Annotated in this window: 13 protein-coding genes; 6 read left to right on the top strand and 7 right to left on the bottom strand. The window is 69.0% G+C overall.

Annotation, left to right across the window (positions count from 1 at the left end):
* The first annotated feature begins 1 nt into the window (after position 1).
* The 6 genes from KXC43_RS07045 to KXC43_RS07020 all read left to right on the top strand — a co-directional run bounded on the left by KXC43_RS07045 (position 2) and on the right by KXC43_RS07020 (position 6,244).
* Positions 2 to 877 carry a carbohydrate ABC transporter permease gene (locus KXC43_RS07045; protein ID WP_255643634.1) on the top strand — a complete coding sequence of 292 codons (876 nt, stop codon included), beginning with the start codon at positions 2 to 4 and terminating at the stop codon, positions 875 to 877.
* A 53-nt stretch (positions 878 to 930) separates the two neighbouring features.
* Complete coding sequence (locus KXC43_RS07040; protein WP_221375120.1) at positions 931 to 1,794, top strand: ketose-bisphosphate aldolase; 864 nt, start codon at positions 931 to 933, stop codon at positions 1,792 to 1,794.
* Between the two features lies 1 nt (position 1,795).
* Complete coding sequence (locus tag KXC43_RS07035; RefSeq protein WP_221375119.1) at positions 1,796 to 2,995, top strand: ADP-dependent glucokinase/phosphofructokinase; 1,200 nt, start codon at positions 1,796 to 1,798, stop codon at positions 2,993 to 2,995.
* Entirely contained in the window at positions 2,995 to 3,942 is a 948-nt protein-coding gene (locus KXC43_RS07030; protein ID WP_221375118.1) for a class I mannose-6-phosphate isomerase, read from the top strand. Before KXC43_RS07035 ends, KXC43_RS07030 begins: the two co-directional genes overlap by 1 nt.
* Positions 3,943 to 4,023: 81 nt before the next feature.
* The gene (locus KXC43_RS07025; RefSeq protein WP_221375117.1) at positions 4,024 to 5,481 is read left to right on the top strand and encodes a hypothetical protein; all 1,458 of its coding nucleotides are present in this window, start codon (positions 4,024 to 4,026) and stop codon (positions 5,479 to 5,481) included.
* A gap of 292 nt (positions 5,482 to 5,773) precedes the next feature.
* The gene (locus KXC43_RS07020) at positions 5,774 to 6,244 is read left to right on the top strand and encodes a hypothetical protein (protein WP_221375116.1); all 471 of its coding nucleotides are present in this window, start codon (positions 5,774 to 5,776) and stop codon (positions 6,242 to 6,244) included.
* Between the two features lie 113 nt (positions 6,245 to 6,357).
* Here the strand turns inward: KXC43_RS07020 and KXC43_RS07015 are convergent, their stop codons facing one another.
* The 7 genes from KXC43_RS07015 to KXC43_RS06985 all read right to left on the bottom strand — a co-directional run bounded on the left by KXC43_RS07015 (position 6,358) and on the right by KXC43_RS06985 (position 14,610).
* Positions 6,358 to 7,185: a glycoside hydrolase family 16 protein gene (locus KXC43_RS07015; RefSeq protein WP_255643633.1), complete on the bottom strand. Its 828-nt coding sequence runs from the start codon at positions 7,183 to 7,185 to the stop codon at positions 6,358 to 6,360.
* Between the two features lie 351 nt (positions 7,186 to 7,536).
* The gene (locus tag KXC43_RS07010) at positions 7,537 to 10,140 is read right to left on the bottom strand and encodes a hypothetical protein (protein ID WP_221375115.1); all 2,604 of its coding nucleotides are present in this window, start codon (positions 10,138 to 10,140) and stop codon (positions 7,537 to 7,539) included.
* A gap of 72 nt (positions 10,141 to 10,212) precedes the next feature.
* The gene (locus tag KXC43_RS07005; protein WP_221375114.1) at positions 10,213 to 10,611 is read right to left on the bottom strand and encodes a VOC family protein; all 399 of its coding nucleotides are present in this window, start codon (positions 10,609 to 10,611) and stop codon (positions 10,213 to 10,215) included.
* Between the two features lie 12 nt (positions 10,612 to 10,623).
* The gene (locus tag KXC43_RS07000) at positions 10,624 to 11,493 is read right to left on the bottom strand and encodes an ABC transporter permease (RefSeq protein WP_221375113.1); all 870 of its coding nucleotides are present in this window, start codon (positions 11,491 to 11,493) and stop codon (positions 10,624 to 10,626) included.
* Complete coding sequence (locus KXC43_RS06995) at positions 11,490 to 12,368, bottom strand: ABC transporter permease (RefSeq protein WP_221375112.1); 879 nt, start codon at positions 12,366 to 12,368, stop codon at positions 11,490 to 11,492. Before KXC43_RS06995 ends, KXC43_RS07000 begins: the two co-directional genes overlap by 4 nt.
* Positions 12,365 to 13,411: an ABC transporter ATP-binding protein gene (locus KXC43_RS06990; protein WP_221375111.1), complete on the bottom strand. Its 1,047-nt coding sequence runs from the start codon at positions 13,409 to 13,411 to the stop codon at positions 12,365 to 12,367. The genes KXC43_RS06995 and KXC43_RS06990 overlap by 4 nt, the downstream gene beginning before the upstream one ends.
* Positions 13,408 to 14,610, bottom strand: a complete 1,203-nt coding sequence (locus tag KXC43_RS06985) for an extracellular solute-binding protein (protein ID WP_221375110.1) — start codon at positions 14,608 to 14,610, stop codon at positions 13,408 to 13,410. Before KXC43_RS06985 ends, KXC43_RS06990 begins: the two co-directional genes overlap by 4 nt.
* Between the last annotated feature and the right edge of the window lie 14 nt (positions 14,611 to 14,624).

Below are 14,624 nucleotides of genomic sequence, written 5' to 3'. Positions count from 1 at the left end.
GATGGCGACTGTGCTGCCCAGCAGGACCGCGCCCGGGATGACCCCGAAGACGCGACGCAGGCTCATGAAGACCCTGCTCTTCCTGGGACTGGCCCTCGGCGCGGTGTTCGCCGGCGCGCCGGTGCTGTGGATGCTCTCGACCTCGTTCAAGAGCAACGGCGAGGTGTTCCAGAACCCGCCCAGGCTGATCACCGAGAACTTCTCGCTCGACGCGTACACCGAGATCCTGACCAACGGCGCTCAGCTGCGGTTCTTCCTCAACAGCTACATCGTGGCCATCGCGGTGACGGCGCTGACGCTGTTCGTGGCGATCCTGGCCGCGTACGCGTTCAGCCGCTTCACCTTCCCGATGTCGAAGACCATCAACGCGGTCATCGTCAGCGTGCAGGCGGTGCCGCCGATCACGCTCGTCATTCCCTACTTCGGGCTCGTCGTCGGGCTCGGGCTCTACAACACGTACCCCGGTCTGATCCTGACCCACATGGTGTTCACCCTGCCGTACGCGATCATCATGCTGACCGCGTACTTCAACACCCTGCCCAAAGAGCTGGACGAGTCCGTCAAGGTCGACGGCGGCAGCAGTTGGACCGCGCTGTGGCGCATCCTCGTCCCCATCTCGGTGCCCGGCATGATCGCGGTCGGGGTCTACACGTTCATGATCTCGTGGAACGAGTACCTGTTCGCGCTCTCGCTGACGCGCACCGACGACATGCGCACGGTCCCGATCGGCATCCAGCTGCTCATGGGCCAGCACTCGTACGAGTGGAACCAGATGATGGCGATGAGCATCCTCGGGTCCATCCCGGTCCTCATCCTCTTCCTCGTCTTCCAGCGGCGCTTCATCGGAGGCCTCACCTCCGGCGCCGTCAAAGCCTGACCTCTTACACCCCTGTTACGCGGAGACCCCGCAGCAAGAAGGAGAAACTCGTAATGCTGACGACCGGCAAGGCGATCCTCGACGTCGCGAACCAGCACAGCTTCGCCGTGCCCGCCTTCAACATCAGTGACTGGGCGATGTTCAAGGGCATCGTGGAGATCAGTGAGCAGACCAACGCCCCCCTCATCGTGGCGATCCACCCCGACGAGGTGGCCCACATCGGCCGCGAGATACTCCCGGGCATCATCGCCCGCGCGCACACCTCGACCGTCCCGATCGCGATCCACTGGGATCACGGCGCCACCTACGAGCAGGCGCTCCAGGCGGTGCAGTACGGCTTCACGTCCGTGATGATCGACGCCTCGATGAAGCCGTTCGACGAGAACCTGGCGATCACCCGGAAGGTCGTCGACTCCGCACACGTGCTCGGCGTCTCGGTCGAGGGCGAGCTGGGCACCATCGGCGGCAACGACACGTACGCCGAGGGCGGCTCGGACACCATCATCTACACCGACCCGGACGACGCCGTCACCTACGTCGAGCAGACCGGCGTGGACAGCCTGGCCATCGCGATCGGCACGTTCCACGGCTTCTACCCCGCGCACCTCAAGCCGGAGCTGAAGCTGGGCCTGCTCAAGGAGATCAAGAGCCGGGTCGGCATCCCGCTGGTGCTGCACGGCGGCTCCGGCAACCCGGACGACGAGATCCGCGAAGCCGCGCGGATCGGCATCAACAAGATCAACATCTCGACCGACATCAAGGTCGCGTACCACAACAAGATGCGCGAGGTCCTGGGCAACGACCCCAAGACCCGCGAGCCCAACGCGATCCAGCCCGCCTGCGTCGCAGCCATGAACGAGGTCGCCGCCCAGAAGATCGAGCTGTTCGGCGCCGCCGGCAAGGCCTCGCTCTACTGACATGGCCGACGCGTCCCGTGTACTCCTGGGCCTCGGCGGCTGCGTCGACTTCGAGGTGAAGCTGACCGCCGGCGTCCTGGAACAGCTTGTGGCCGAGTACGGCATCCGTTTGCCGGAGCTTGATTCGCCGGGACCGGTGGCCAACGAACGGGACCTGGTCGTGTCGATCCTCGGATACGTGGCCCGGGGCGGAGGCGGCGAGCACTTCGTCGCCTCCGCCCCGGCGCTCGAGACCTTCGCCGGCCGGTTCCCGCACCGTCAGACCCTGGGCGGCACCTCGGTGCGGGCCGGGATCCTCCTGGACCGGCTCGGCATCCCGTCGACGCTGCACCTGGTCAGCGTCAACGACACCGTACGGCGGCTGGTGCCCGCCTCGGCCGAGTACTTCTCGTCCGGCGCCGAGGACACGCTCTACCCGCACCTGATCGTGCAGTACGACAAGGGTCTGCGTGTATCGGTGGGCGATGTGGTGCTGGAGGCGCCGTTCCCGAACCGACTGATCTACGTCAACGACCCGGCCAACGACACCATGGCGCTCACCGGCGACCTCGGGGAGCGGCTCAGCCAGGCCTCGGTCTTCCTCATCTCGGGCTTCAACGCCATGCGCGACAAGGGTTTGCTCGGCGAGCGCATGAAGGCGCTGCGGGAGCACATGCGGCAGTTGCCGCCCGAGGCGGTGACGTACTTCGAGGACGCCGCCTATCACGAGCCGGCCTTCAGCCGGACCGTTCGCGAGGCGCTGATCGACCGCATCGACATCTACGGGCTCAACGAGGACGAGCTGCAGGCCTATCTGGGGCGGTCGGTCGACCTCCTTTCCGTACGCGAGATCGCGGCCGCCCTGGCCGACATCCGGGTGCTCATCGCGGCGCCGACCCTGGTGCTGCACACCAAGTACTGGGCCCTGGCCGTCGGTGACCGCGCGCCCTCGTACGCGGAGGCGCTCGACACCGGCACGGTCATGGCCGCCACCCGTTACGTGCACGGCGACGACTTCACCGACGAGGACGTGGCCGCCCTGCGCGCCCGCCCCCGCCGGCTGGAGTCGGTGGGCTTCGCGGCCGCGCTCGAGGACCGTCTCGGCGACGGGGTCCGCTGCGTGCCCGGCTTCGAGCTCGACGTCGCCTGCCCCACGACGGTCGGCCTGGGCGACACTTTCGTCGGTGGCTTTCTCTCCGCGCTCGCTCCTAAGGTTTGCTGATGACCGTCGTACCACTGCCCGCCAACCAGCCCGAGACGTTCTACCGCGGCGACGGCCGGATCGCCGACTTCCGCACCGTGCCGGCGCGGCACGACTACCCCGAGGACTGGGTGGGCTCGGTCTCGACCCGATTCGGTCTGGCCCCGTCCGGGCTGTCCAGCCTGCCCGACGGCCGCCTGCTGATCGACGCGATCACCGCCGACCCGCACTACTGGCTGGGCCCCGACCGCGCCGACACAGGCGTGCTGGTGAAGCTGCTCGACGCCGGCCAGCGGCTGCCCCTCCACGTCCACCCGGACCGCACCTTCGCGAACGCGCATCTGGCGTCCCCGTACGGCAAGACGGAAGCCTGGGTCATCGTGTCGGCCCGCCCCGGTGCGTACGTGCACCTGGGTTTCAACCGTGACGTGGAGCCGCAGGAGCTGGCCGGCTGGGTAGCCGCGCAGAAGACCGACGAGATGCTGGCGGCGACGAACCGCATCCCGATCGCGGCCGGCGACGCGATCCTGTGCCCCGCCGGCGTCCCGCACGCCATCGGCGACGGCGTCCTGCTGGTCGAGATCCAGGAGCCGACCGACTTCTCGGTGCTGCTCGAATACGAGGGCTTCGGCCTGTCCGACGGTCACCTGGGCCTGGGTTACGACCAGGCTCTGCAGTGCGTGGACCGCAGCGCCTGGAGCCCGGCCCGCCTGGAAACCCTGCGTGGCACCCCCGACCGCCTGCTGCCGCCCTCGGCCGACGAGTTCTTCCGGGCCGAGCGCCTGTACGGCGGTGACCTGCTGGCCCGGGGCTTCAGCGTCGTGGTCGTGGTAGCGGGACACGGCACGCTGAACGGCGACCACGACAACCACCCGGTCCGTCGCGGCGACACCCTGCTGGTCCCGCACGCCTCCGGCCCTCTCCGCCTGACCGGCGCCGTCGAGGTCATCCGCCTGACCGGCAACTGACTCACCCGGTCCCAGCCGTGCCCGCGCACCCGGCACCGGCATTCGCCGACGCCGGAGATCGCGGTCGCGCAAAATGCTGGTGTGCGTCCGTTGCCGGTGGTCGTCGCCGCCTTCGGCGGTGCCGTCGGTGTCGCGTTCGTGGCGGTCCTTCTCGACGAGCCCGAGGTGCGCTATGCCGCCGGAACGGCAGCCACGGCAGCATTGGTCGGGTGGGCCGCGTGGGGCGGCCGGGAAACACCACCCGCCGTACGCCGGCTGTTGATCGCCTTCTGCCTGCTCCTGACGGCCGGAGCCGTGGTCGACCTGGCCGGCCGCCTCACGCCCTATCCCGCCGACGGCTGGCTCGCCGAGGACGGATGCTTGTCCACCGCTCACTACGACTTCTGGCGCGGTCAACTGCGCGCTCAACAGCTGGCGGCTCTTCTGCGCTGCGCCGCCCTCGCCGCGGCTGCCGTGGCCGTACGCCCAGCACGGAACGACCCGCAGAGACCGGCTGCGCTGGCCCTGGCCCTGGCCCTGGCGCTGGCCTGCTGCCTGGTGGCGCTGATCTCGTTCCGCCCGATCAGTGCTGCCGCCGACGAACCCGGCCGGGTCGCGGTCGCTGTGCCCGGTGCGTTGGCGTTGCTGGCGGCCATCACGCTGACCGCGCTGGCGGCGAGCCGGCCTCTCGGCACCCGGACGGCAAGCTGGATTCTGGCCCTCAGCACGCTGCCGATGCTCTATCGCGAGACCGCCGCCAGCAAGGAGCTGGCCGACCTGCACTGGCAGCTCCCGCGCCCGGCGCTCACCGATGAGCGCATCACCACCGACCGTGCCTGCTCCCTCGCGGTGGCCGAGGCCCCTCCGGTGCCGTTCGGCGAGCTCATCGGCCCCGCCGTGCTCACCGCGCTCGTCCTGGCCGCACCCGCGCTGTTCCTGTGGGCGATCCTCCGACCTGCGGCCCCCCCCGATAACGCGTCGGTTCAGCGGAGCCAGTCGACCAGGAGGGCGCAGTCTCGCGGGTCAGGGAATCCGGCCCGGACGGCCGTTCCGATGCCGGAACGGCCGCCCGGCGCTGGGCCGGGCGCAAAACGGCGGGCCCGGCGCCGGCCGGAGCGACGAGAGGGCGGGTGGTCAGCGGTCCGACGGCGGCCGGTAGAGGTCGCACTGGCGGCCGCGCTCGGCCTGCCGCGGCGACCAACCACTGCAGAGCCGCACCGGCGGCTGGACGCCCCGGAACATGTAGTTCGCCTGGACGCGGAACTTGGTCCGGCCCGGTCCGCAGTGGCGGCCGAAGGTGTGCCACTCGAGGCCGTCCGCGGGACCGCTGCGGCCGACCTGGATGACGGCGCACCGGAAATAGCTGCGACCGGTCAGCGTGCCGGTGATCCGGATCGGCGGAACCGGCTGTTCCGGGATGCTCATCATGTGGTCATATGTGCCCGAACCGACGACCCCGCCGGTGGTCAGCCGAAAGGTGTTGTCGCCGGCGGCCGAGGCGGGCGCCGCAGCGACGCCCAGCCCGATGCCGGCGGCGACCAGGGCGCCGATTGTGCGTAGAACGAGAGACCGCACTGTCTGCTCCTTCGAGGAAGCGAACGGCGGCCCGGACGGACCGCCGAAAACAGCAACGCGGCAGTGGGGCGCAAGGTCACCACAGCCAGTCGGTCAGGCGGCGTGGCATGTCGTTGACGCGTACCTCGGGCGCAGCTCGCCGCCGGTGAGGTCCATCCGATAGACCATGCGCGCCGAGCCCACCACCCCATCGGAACGGCGATCACCAGGAACAGTGTCTCCAGCGGGCTCGGAGATGAGGCCGGGGCAGTTGTGAGCGCTGCTAGTGTTTCGCGTCGTGCGGCGATTGATGGTCTTGGTTCTTGTGGTGGGCGCACTCGGGTGGGGTGGATATCGGGTGTTTGCGCCCGATGAGCCGGAGCGGGGGCCCAGCATTGTTGTGGTTGCGGCGGCCTCCGCTACGGCGAAGCAGTTGAACGTGATCGGGCCTCAGATCCAGGGGGCGGCCGGGGTCGTCGATGTGGAGTATCTGAGCATTCACACTGAGTTCCAGGACCAGATTTGGGATGACACCGAGTTCTACCTGGAGAACTTCGGGACGCCGTTTCCGAGCTGGTACTCGGTGACTGTCAAAGATGATGCTGCCCATGAAGCGCTGGAGAACGGCGGCTTTGCTGAAGGGCTGCTTGATTTGCCCGGGGTCGCGAAGGTGTACTTCGGCTGTCCGGATCTGGCCGCTTGCGCCGACCGGGAACTCTTGCCCAGCGATAGTCCGACCATGACTGATCCTGGCTCAACGCCGATTTAGGGGCCTGCGCCCGGCCCCGTAGCTGGGGACGCTCCGCAGGGATCGGCTGCGGCATGGCCCCGGGAGGGTTGTCACCGGACCGGCGTTGGCCGATCGCCTGCGAAGGGGCCGAGCTAGGCGCTCACGTGTACGTAGTCGATCAGCATGCGGCTCTCGTCGGGGAGGCCGGCCGGGTTGCCCTGGCCGAAGTTACCGCCTACAGCCAGGTTGAGAATGATGAAGAAGGAGTGTTCGAACACCCAGTCGACGTTGCCCTTGGCGGCTCGTAGCGATTCCGGGGTGGCGCGGAAGAACTCGTTGCCGTCCACGGTCCAGACGATCAGGTTCGGTGACCAGTCCACGGCGTACGTGTGGAAGTCCTGGTGCCACGGGGTGCCGGAGACGATCTGGTTGCCGTAGGACTCGCCGCCCGAGTAGCCGGGGCCGTGCAGGGTGCCGAACAGCTGGTTGGGCTCGCGGCCGACGACCTCCATGATGTCGATCTCGCCGTCGGTGGGCCAGTTGCCGCCGCCCAGCATCCAGAAGGCGGGCCAGAGGCCGGAGCCGTCGGGCACCTTGATCCGCGCCTCGACCCGTCCGTACTGCTGGGTGAACTTGCCGGAGGTCTGGATCCGGCCCGAGGTGAACTGGCAGGCGCCGTTCCAGCAGTCGTTGTGGCCACCGCTGCCTTTGCGGGCCGTGATGACCAGGTTGCCCGCGCCGTCCTGGGCGACGTTGCCCGTGCCGTCGGTGTAGTACTGCAGCTCCTGGTTGCCCCAGCCGCTGCCGCCGGTGTCGAAGTTCCACTTCGATGTGTCGACGCCGCTGCCGGCGGGGCCGTTGAAGTCTTCGTTCCAGACGACCGCGGCCTCGGCGGTGTCGCTACGGGAGCCGACCGCCAGGCCTGCGCTCAAGGTGACGGTGAGGGCCGTGGCCGCGATGACGAACCTTGACTTACGCATTGGGGGATTCCTCCGGGGAGAGGGACAAGACGTAACAATCCCCAACATAGACCCCGGTCATTCAATCGACGCAAGTCCGACCGTGACCTTCACTGTGCGTCACCTTGGGAGCGGGCGCAACTCGAGCGCTGGTGTTCGCGCGGATTCGTACGGCCTGCTCGGGAGCAGTATGGCCTGGTGAACGGCCGTCTGCGTCAGCATCGCCAAGGGGGACGGTGCGGCCTTGAGGCCCTGTTTCGAAGCCGTGCGTAGTCAGCCGAACGTGCCCGATCGGGCAGAGGTCGCAGGGCGGTGGGTGGCCGCCGGGCCGGTGTGGTGCGGCCCGGCGGATCGGGCCGCACCACCGGGCGGTCAGCGTCGGGCCACCTCGTCGCCCACCGTGAACGGCATGGTCTTCAGCGGAGACCGGGAGCCGTCGGTGAACTCGCGTTGCACGTACAGGGTGTTCTCGCCGGCCCGGTCGGGTGTGTAGGAGGCCACGGTCTCCCACGCCCACGGGTCGTACGCGACCTCTTGTTCCGGCCCGTCGTTGACGCGCCACACGAATTTGGTGGTCACCTCGGTCAGGTCCCAGGCCGAGAACCCGAACTGGCCCGCGATGCCGGCACCGCCCTGACCCGGCGGTTCGGCCGGCCATGGGCTGTAAACCTCGACGCCCGGGTCGCGCGCCTGCACCCCGAAGGTGTTGGTGTCCGAGGCCGTGCCGTCGGCGGTCAGACTCGACACGACGACCGTGAACCAGTTCGTGCCGTCCGGAACGTCGTACGAGACGGTCGTCATGCCGTCGGCACCGACCGGAACCGTCTGCTCGGGGCCGTTCTCAACCGTGTACCGGAACGTGGTCGCGCCCTCCTGGGCCGCGGTGAAGGTGAACGACACCGGCCGCTGCATCACCGCGTCCTCACCGAACGGGCCCCGGGAAGACACCTTCGGGGCCGTGTCGATGTGGACGACCTCCTCGACGGGCGGCGACAGCGAACCGTCGGCCCGCTTGGCCCACACGGTCAGCACGCTGTCGCCGGCGTGGGCGGCCACCACCTCGAAGTACGCGGACTTGCCGTCGGACGTGATCTGCGGGCCGCCGTCGAAGCTGTGCACGATGGCCACCGTGTCAGGCAGGTACGACCAGACCGACACCCCGATCGGGTCACCGATGCGGGCGCCCTGGGAGTACACGCTGACATCGGGACGCAGCGCGACGACCGTGAACGAGGTGCCGGCGGGCTGCGACCGGCGGCCGGATCCGTCGACCGAGTTCACGGTGATCGAGAACGAGCCGCTGCGATCCGGTGTCCAATTCAGAACGGCCCGGCCGTCGCTGCCGGCGGTGATGCTCTGCTCCTCGCCTCCGCCGATCGAGTACAGATAGAAGACGACATCGGTCGTGCCCGGTGCGAAGGTGAACGATCCGGGTTCGCCTTCGACCGGATCCTTGTTCCAGTCGAACTCGGCCGACGTGATCCGCGGGGCGTCGGTGACCGAGACCTGGATGCTCTCCGAACCGAGGAGTTTGTTGCCCGCGTACGCCCGGGACACCACGGTCCGGGTGCCGACGCTGGTGAACACGACGTCGTCCTCGGCCCGGCCGTCAACCGCCGGCAGCCGCTTCTCCGGCGCGCCGTCCACGGCGTACCCGAATGCCGTTGTCTCGGGCAGGCGCGACAGGAGCGTGATGTGGCTGGTGAGCCCGACGCCCTTCACATCGAAGATCGCGGACGGCGAGGAGTTGCGCACCTGGTAGCGGTATTGGATCCACGGTCCCCGGTTGCCGGCCGCGTCACGAGCGGCGACCTCCAGTCGTCCGCTGCCCCAGCGGGTAGGGGTGATGGTGACCTTCGCCCGGCCGCCGCGACGGTTGGCGGTCACCCGCTCGACGAGTCCGCCGTCCATCTCGTCCCAGTCGAAGCCGACGATCTCGGTGTCTCCACCGGCGTCGAACACGAAGGTCCCCGGCACGCCCGGACCGCCGGTGCCGGGATGGTCCGCGCTCGGATACTGCTTCGAGGAGATGGTCGGTGTGGTCGCCGGTGCGGTGGTGTCGACGGTGAAGTAACAGGTCCGGCCCCACGCGCCGGCGTCGTCGTGGTCGTCGCCGCGCGCCGTCCAGGCGATGACAGTGCCTTCGTCGAACCCGGTCAGGCCGAGGCTCGGCGAGGACGACTCCCGGCGCTGGTCGGGGTGATCGACCGGCCAGTACGCGTACGTGATCTGCGGATGGTCGGCGGGGTCGGCGTCGGTGACGGTCGCCTGCACCTGCATCCACGAGCCGGCCGACGGGTGCTTCTCGAGCGTGCCGCAGCCCGCGTCCGGATACTTCAGCTTCAGACCGCTCACCCGGGGCGCGTGGTTGCTGGCGTAGCTCAGCCGGGGCGGGCTCATCGTCCGGCCGGTGCGGACGTCGCCCTCGCTGCCGGCCCTGATCCGTACCCCCAGGGTGAGGGTCTTCTCGCCGCGGCCGAAGGCCGCCTGCACGGCCGGAATCACGTCGACCCCCAGGTACGCGCCCGGGCAGATGACGCCGCTGCCGTAGGAACGCTCGTCGAGCAGTTCCAGTTCCTTGGGCGGGTTCCGCCAGGTCGTGGTCGAGGTGACCGGCCTCGTCCGCCATACCTCGATGGGGGCGACCTGCGAACAGTCGTCGACGGTCCGCTCGGTGGTGTAGAAGGTGAGCCGGTGCAACACCTGGCCCTTGAGTTCGGTCAGGTCGAAGGTGAAGTAGGCCCGCCCGGTGTGCTGGAGGCCGCCGGCGTCCTTGCTGCTGCCGATGAGGAAGTCGCCCTGCGGCGCCGGCTTCGGCGTGGAGGGTTGCGCCTTGTCGGTGTAGGCCCAGGCGGTCAGCGGAAGGCTGCCGTAGTTCTCGGCGTGGGCCGGACCCGCCGATACTCCGATGAGGACAGTGGTGGTGCTGAGGGCGGCCACGGCCGCCGACAGTAGCGCCCGTACGGTGCGATGCATGTGAATCTCCCCGATGCCTCCGGGGCGGAGGCGAGGGAGCCTAACATCGACTTTTCTGCTCGGTTCGGGGGCCTACGGGCGACGTGAGGCGGCGACTTCGGCTTCGCTGCGCAGGATGCAGAACTCGTTGCCCTCGGGGTCGGCCAGCACGACCCACCCCGTCCCGTCCGGCTTCCGCAGGTCGGAGACGACGGTCGCGCCGTGCTCGGTGAGCCGCCCCAGCTCCTCGTCGCGGGTGCCCTCGGCCGGGCGCAGGTCGAGGTGGATCCGGTTCTTGACCTGCTTCACGTCCGGCACCTCGATGAACAGCAGCCGGTGCCGCCCGTCGGCCGACATGATCAGGCATTCCTCGTGCCCGGGCTCGTTCGGATCGTCGGCGTCCTCTCGATAATCGAGAACCGACTGCCACCACCGCGACAGCGTGAACGCGTCGGCGCAATCGATGGTGGTGTGGGAAACGTAAGAGGTCATCGTCCGATGATGTCAGTCCGGGTCTTCCTTGACCCGGGCCACCAGCTGGGTGGGGTTGACGAAGCGCAGCGCTGTCACCAGCAGGACCAGCATGGACGACGTGTAGAGGACGGCCATGGCGTCGACTGACTGCTGGGCTCGGATTCCGGCCGCTGACATCGAGTAGTAGAGGGCTACCACCAGGGTCTGGGAGTCGGGGCCGGCAGCGAGGAAGGTCAGCTCGAACATGCCCACTGTGCGGACCAGGACCAGGATCGAGGCGGCCAGGATGCCGGGGACCAGCAGCGGGGCCAGGATTCTGAGGAAGATCTGCCAGGTCTTCGCGCCGCACATGCGGGCGGCACGTTCGATGGCGGGGTCTATCTGTTCGATGAACGGGGTCATCGTCAGGATCACGAACGGGATGGAGGGGACCAGGTTGGCCAGCACGACGCCGGTCAGGTGGCCGGCGAAGCCGTACTTGTAGAGGACCGTGGCCAGCGGGATGCCGTAGGTGATGGGGGGCATCAGGATCGGGAGCAGGAACAGCAGATAGACGAGGCGGCGGCCGGGGAAGGAGCGGCGGGCCAGGACGTACGAGGCGGGGACGCCGACCAGCACCGAGATGCCGACCACGAGGAGGGCGACCTCCAGGGTCACCACCATCACGTTCAGCAGGCCGAACTCGGTCCAGGCGGTGGCGTACCACTCGGTCGTCCAGCCCGACGGCAGCCACGTGTCGAACCAGCGGCTGCCGAACGAGTTGACGACCACCGCGGCGATGAGGCCGGCCAGGTTGACGAGGAAGAACGCCACCGCGCCCCAGATGAGCCACGACCCGGGGGAGGCGACCAGACGGCGGCGTGCCGGCGCGGACGTGGGCTTCTCCGATACCAGGGTCATCCCTTGCCTCCCGTCGAGCCGGTGTAGAGCAGGGAACGCAGCCCGAGCACCACGGCCACCACCAGCAGTTCGACGACGCCCATGACGACGGCGATGGCGCTGCCCAGCGGATAGTCGTAGACCTCGTACGCCGCGTGGTAGGCCGCGATCGAGATGACGCGGGTGGTGCCGGCCGGGTCGCCGACCAGCACCGCCGACGGGAACACGCTGAACGCCAGCACGAACGTGAGGCAGAACGTGGTGGCCAGGCCGGGCGCCAGCAGCGGCAGAGTGATGCGCTGGAAGCGCTGGCGGCGGCCGGCCCCGAGCGTGGCGGCCGCCCGTTCCAGCGTCGGGTCGATGCCGGACAGGTACGACAGGATCAGCAGGAACGCGAACGGGAAGCCGGTGATGACGAGGGAGAAGAAGACACCCCAGTAGTTGTTCGTGAGGCGCACCGGTTCGTCGATGACATGCAGTGCCATCAGCGTGCGGTTGAACCAGCCGGCCGGGCCCAGATAGTTGAGCAGGCCCTCGGCCGTGAGCACGGTGCCCAGGGTGATCGGCACGACGAGGATCGTGGTCAGCAGGCGTTTGCCGCGGAACCGGCCGCGCATCCGGTAGGCGATCGGCACCGACGCGGCCACGTTGAGGATCGCCGCGGGCAGCGACAGGCCGAGCGTGGTGGCGATCGTGTCGCGCTGGTAGGCGTCGGCGAAGAACGTGCGGTACGCGCCGAGGACGCCACCCTCGGCCGGTTGGAAGGACAGACCGATTCCGTACGCGAAGGGATAGACGAACAGAGCCAGCACGCACGCCAATCCCGGTACGAGCAACCACAGTTGCCGGTCGACGCCGCGTTCAGCCAGGCGGTGCCGCAACGCCACCCGGGTCATGCCGGAAACACCAGCACTCGCGAGGGCGCCGCCGTCACCGTGATCTGGTCGCCCGGCGCCGGCCGCGTGGCCGCCCGCAGGTGCACCGCGACACCGGACGGTGTGCGCGCTTCGACGGCCAGCTCCCGGCCCTGGTATTCGACCACCTCGACAGTGACCGGCACGCCGTCGCCGCCCTGGTGCAGGTCTTCGGGGCGGATGCCGGCCACCACGTCGTCACCGGGGGAGACCTGGCCCACCGGGGTGCCTTCGAGGGTCAGGCCCGACCCTTCGACGGCCACGACCGGGCCGTGCACCGCCTTCACCTTCATCGGCAGCAGGTTGCGATAGCCCATGAAGTCGGCCACGTGCCGGTTGGCCGGCCGCTCGTGCAGGTCCTCCGGGGTGCCGATCTGCTCGACCCGGCCGTCCCGCAGCACTACGAGACGGTCGGCCAGCGACAGCGCCTCCTCCTGGTCGTGGGTCACGTAGACCGTCGTGAGCCCGAGCGTCTGGTGCAGGCGGCGGATCTCGGTCCGCATCTCGAGGCGCAACTTGGCGTCCAGATTGGACAAGGGCTCGTCCATCAGCACCAGCGACGGTTCGAGCACCACGGCCCGGGCGATGGCCACCCGTTGCTGCTGCCCGCCGGAGAGTTGGCCCGGCAGTTTCTTGGCGTGCTCCTCCAGCCGTACGAGGGAAATGGCTTCCTCGGTGCGGCGGCGCACCTCGTCGCGGGGGAGCCGCCGCATCTGCAGCCCGAACGCGATGTTCTTGCGTACCGACAGATGGGGGAAGAGCGCGTAGCTCTGGAACACCATGCCGAAGCCGCGCTTCTCCGGTGGAAGCGTGTCGAGCCGCGCCCCGTCCTGCCAGATGCTGCCCTCGGACAGCGGCAGCAGCCCGGCCAGGCAGTTCAGCGCGGTCGACTTGCCGCAGCCGGACGGGCCGAGCAGCGCGATGAACTCGCCGCGCCGGATCGTCAGGCTCAGCCCGGCCAGGGCGTCCCGCGCGCCGAAGCGACGCCGGACGCCGTCGAGGCGCAACTCGTCGAAGCCGGTCACTTCTTCACCTTGGCGCCGCCGATCTCCCTGTCCCAGCGGTCGAACGCGGTCACCAGCGCCTTGGCGTCCAGCGGCACCTCGACCGGGTTGCTCGCGATGAGCTGGTCGTACTCGGACCGGCCGTACTCACTGAGCGCCTGTTGGCTCTCGGCCGGGGCCATGCTGAGCGTCACGTCCTTGACGGCCGGTCCGGGGTAGAAGTAGCCCTTGTCGTACGCCTTGGCCTGTTGCTGCGGGGTCAGCATGTCCTGCAGCAGATTGAGGACGGCGGCCTGCTTGGCGACCGGAACCCCGCGCGGGATGACCGCGTAGTGCGCGTCGGTGACCCAGTGGAAGCCCTCGAGCGTGCCCACCTTCGCCTCCTTGGGCACGGTGCCGAGCACGCGCGGGTTGATGTCCCAGCCGGTGGTGGTGACGATGACCTTCGCCGAGCCGTTGGCCAGGTTCTTCATCGTCTCGGACGTGCTGGACGGGTAGAGCGTGACGTGCTTGTTCAGTTCGGCCAGGTAGGCCCACGTCTTGGACCAGCCGTTGACCGGGTCCTTCGGATCGCTGTCGCCGAGCAGGTAGGGCAGGCCCATGAGGAAGGTTCGCCCGGGCCCGGAGTTGGACGGGCGGGCGTACTGCACCGCGCCGGGGTTGGCCTTCGCGTACGCCAGCAGCTCCTCGGCCGTCTTCGGCGGGTTCTGCAGGGTGGGCAGGTACTCGATGAGCGGCCCGGACGGGTAGTACGTGACGGTGACGCCGTGGTCGCCGGCCAGCTTCTGCATGGCCGCCGCCCCGGGCAGGTAGTTCTTCATGCCGGGCAGCCGCGCGGCGTGAGTGGGCAGCAGCGGTGTCCACAGCCCCTGGTCGATGCCCGCGGCCAGGCCGTCGACGCCGGTCAGCACGAGGTCGATGTCGACCCGGTCGGCCGCCTGCTGCGCCTTGACCTTGCCGACCAGTTCCGGGGCGGTGGCCTTGGAGTAGGTCACCTTGGAGATCTGGTCCTTGTTCCTCGACGCGAAGTCGTCGATCATGCCCTGCGTCAGCTGGAGGTTGCCGGCCACGTCGAGGATGTTGAGGGTGACGGCGCTGTCCGGCTTGTCGGGCACCGGCCCGTCGGTGGCGCCGCTGCTGCCGTTCGGACTGTCGGGAGCGCCGCAGGCGGCGAGGAGCAGGGTGGCGGCGGCGAGGAGGACGATTCGCGTACGTGCCATGGGGTTGCCCTTCG

This window comes from Paractinoplanes polyasparticus, assembly GCF_019710575.1.
Lineage (GTDB): Bacteria > Actinomycetota > Actinomycetes > Mycobacteriales > Micromonosporaceae > Actinoplanes > Actinoplanes polyasparticus.
The sequence above is the reverse complement of the archived record's forward strand: the minus strand, read 5'-3'. Positions and strand labels throughout refer to the sequence as shown.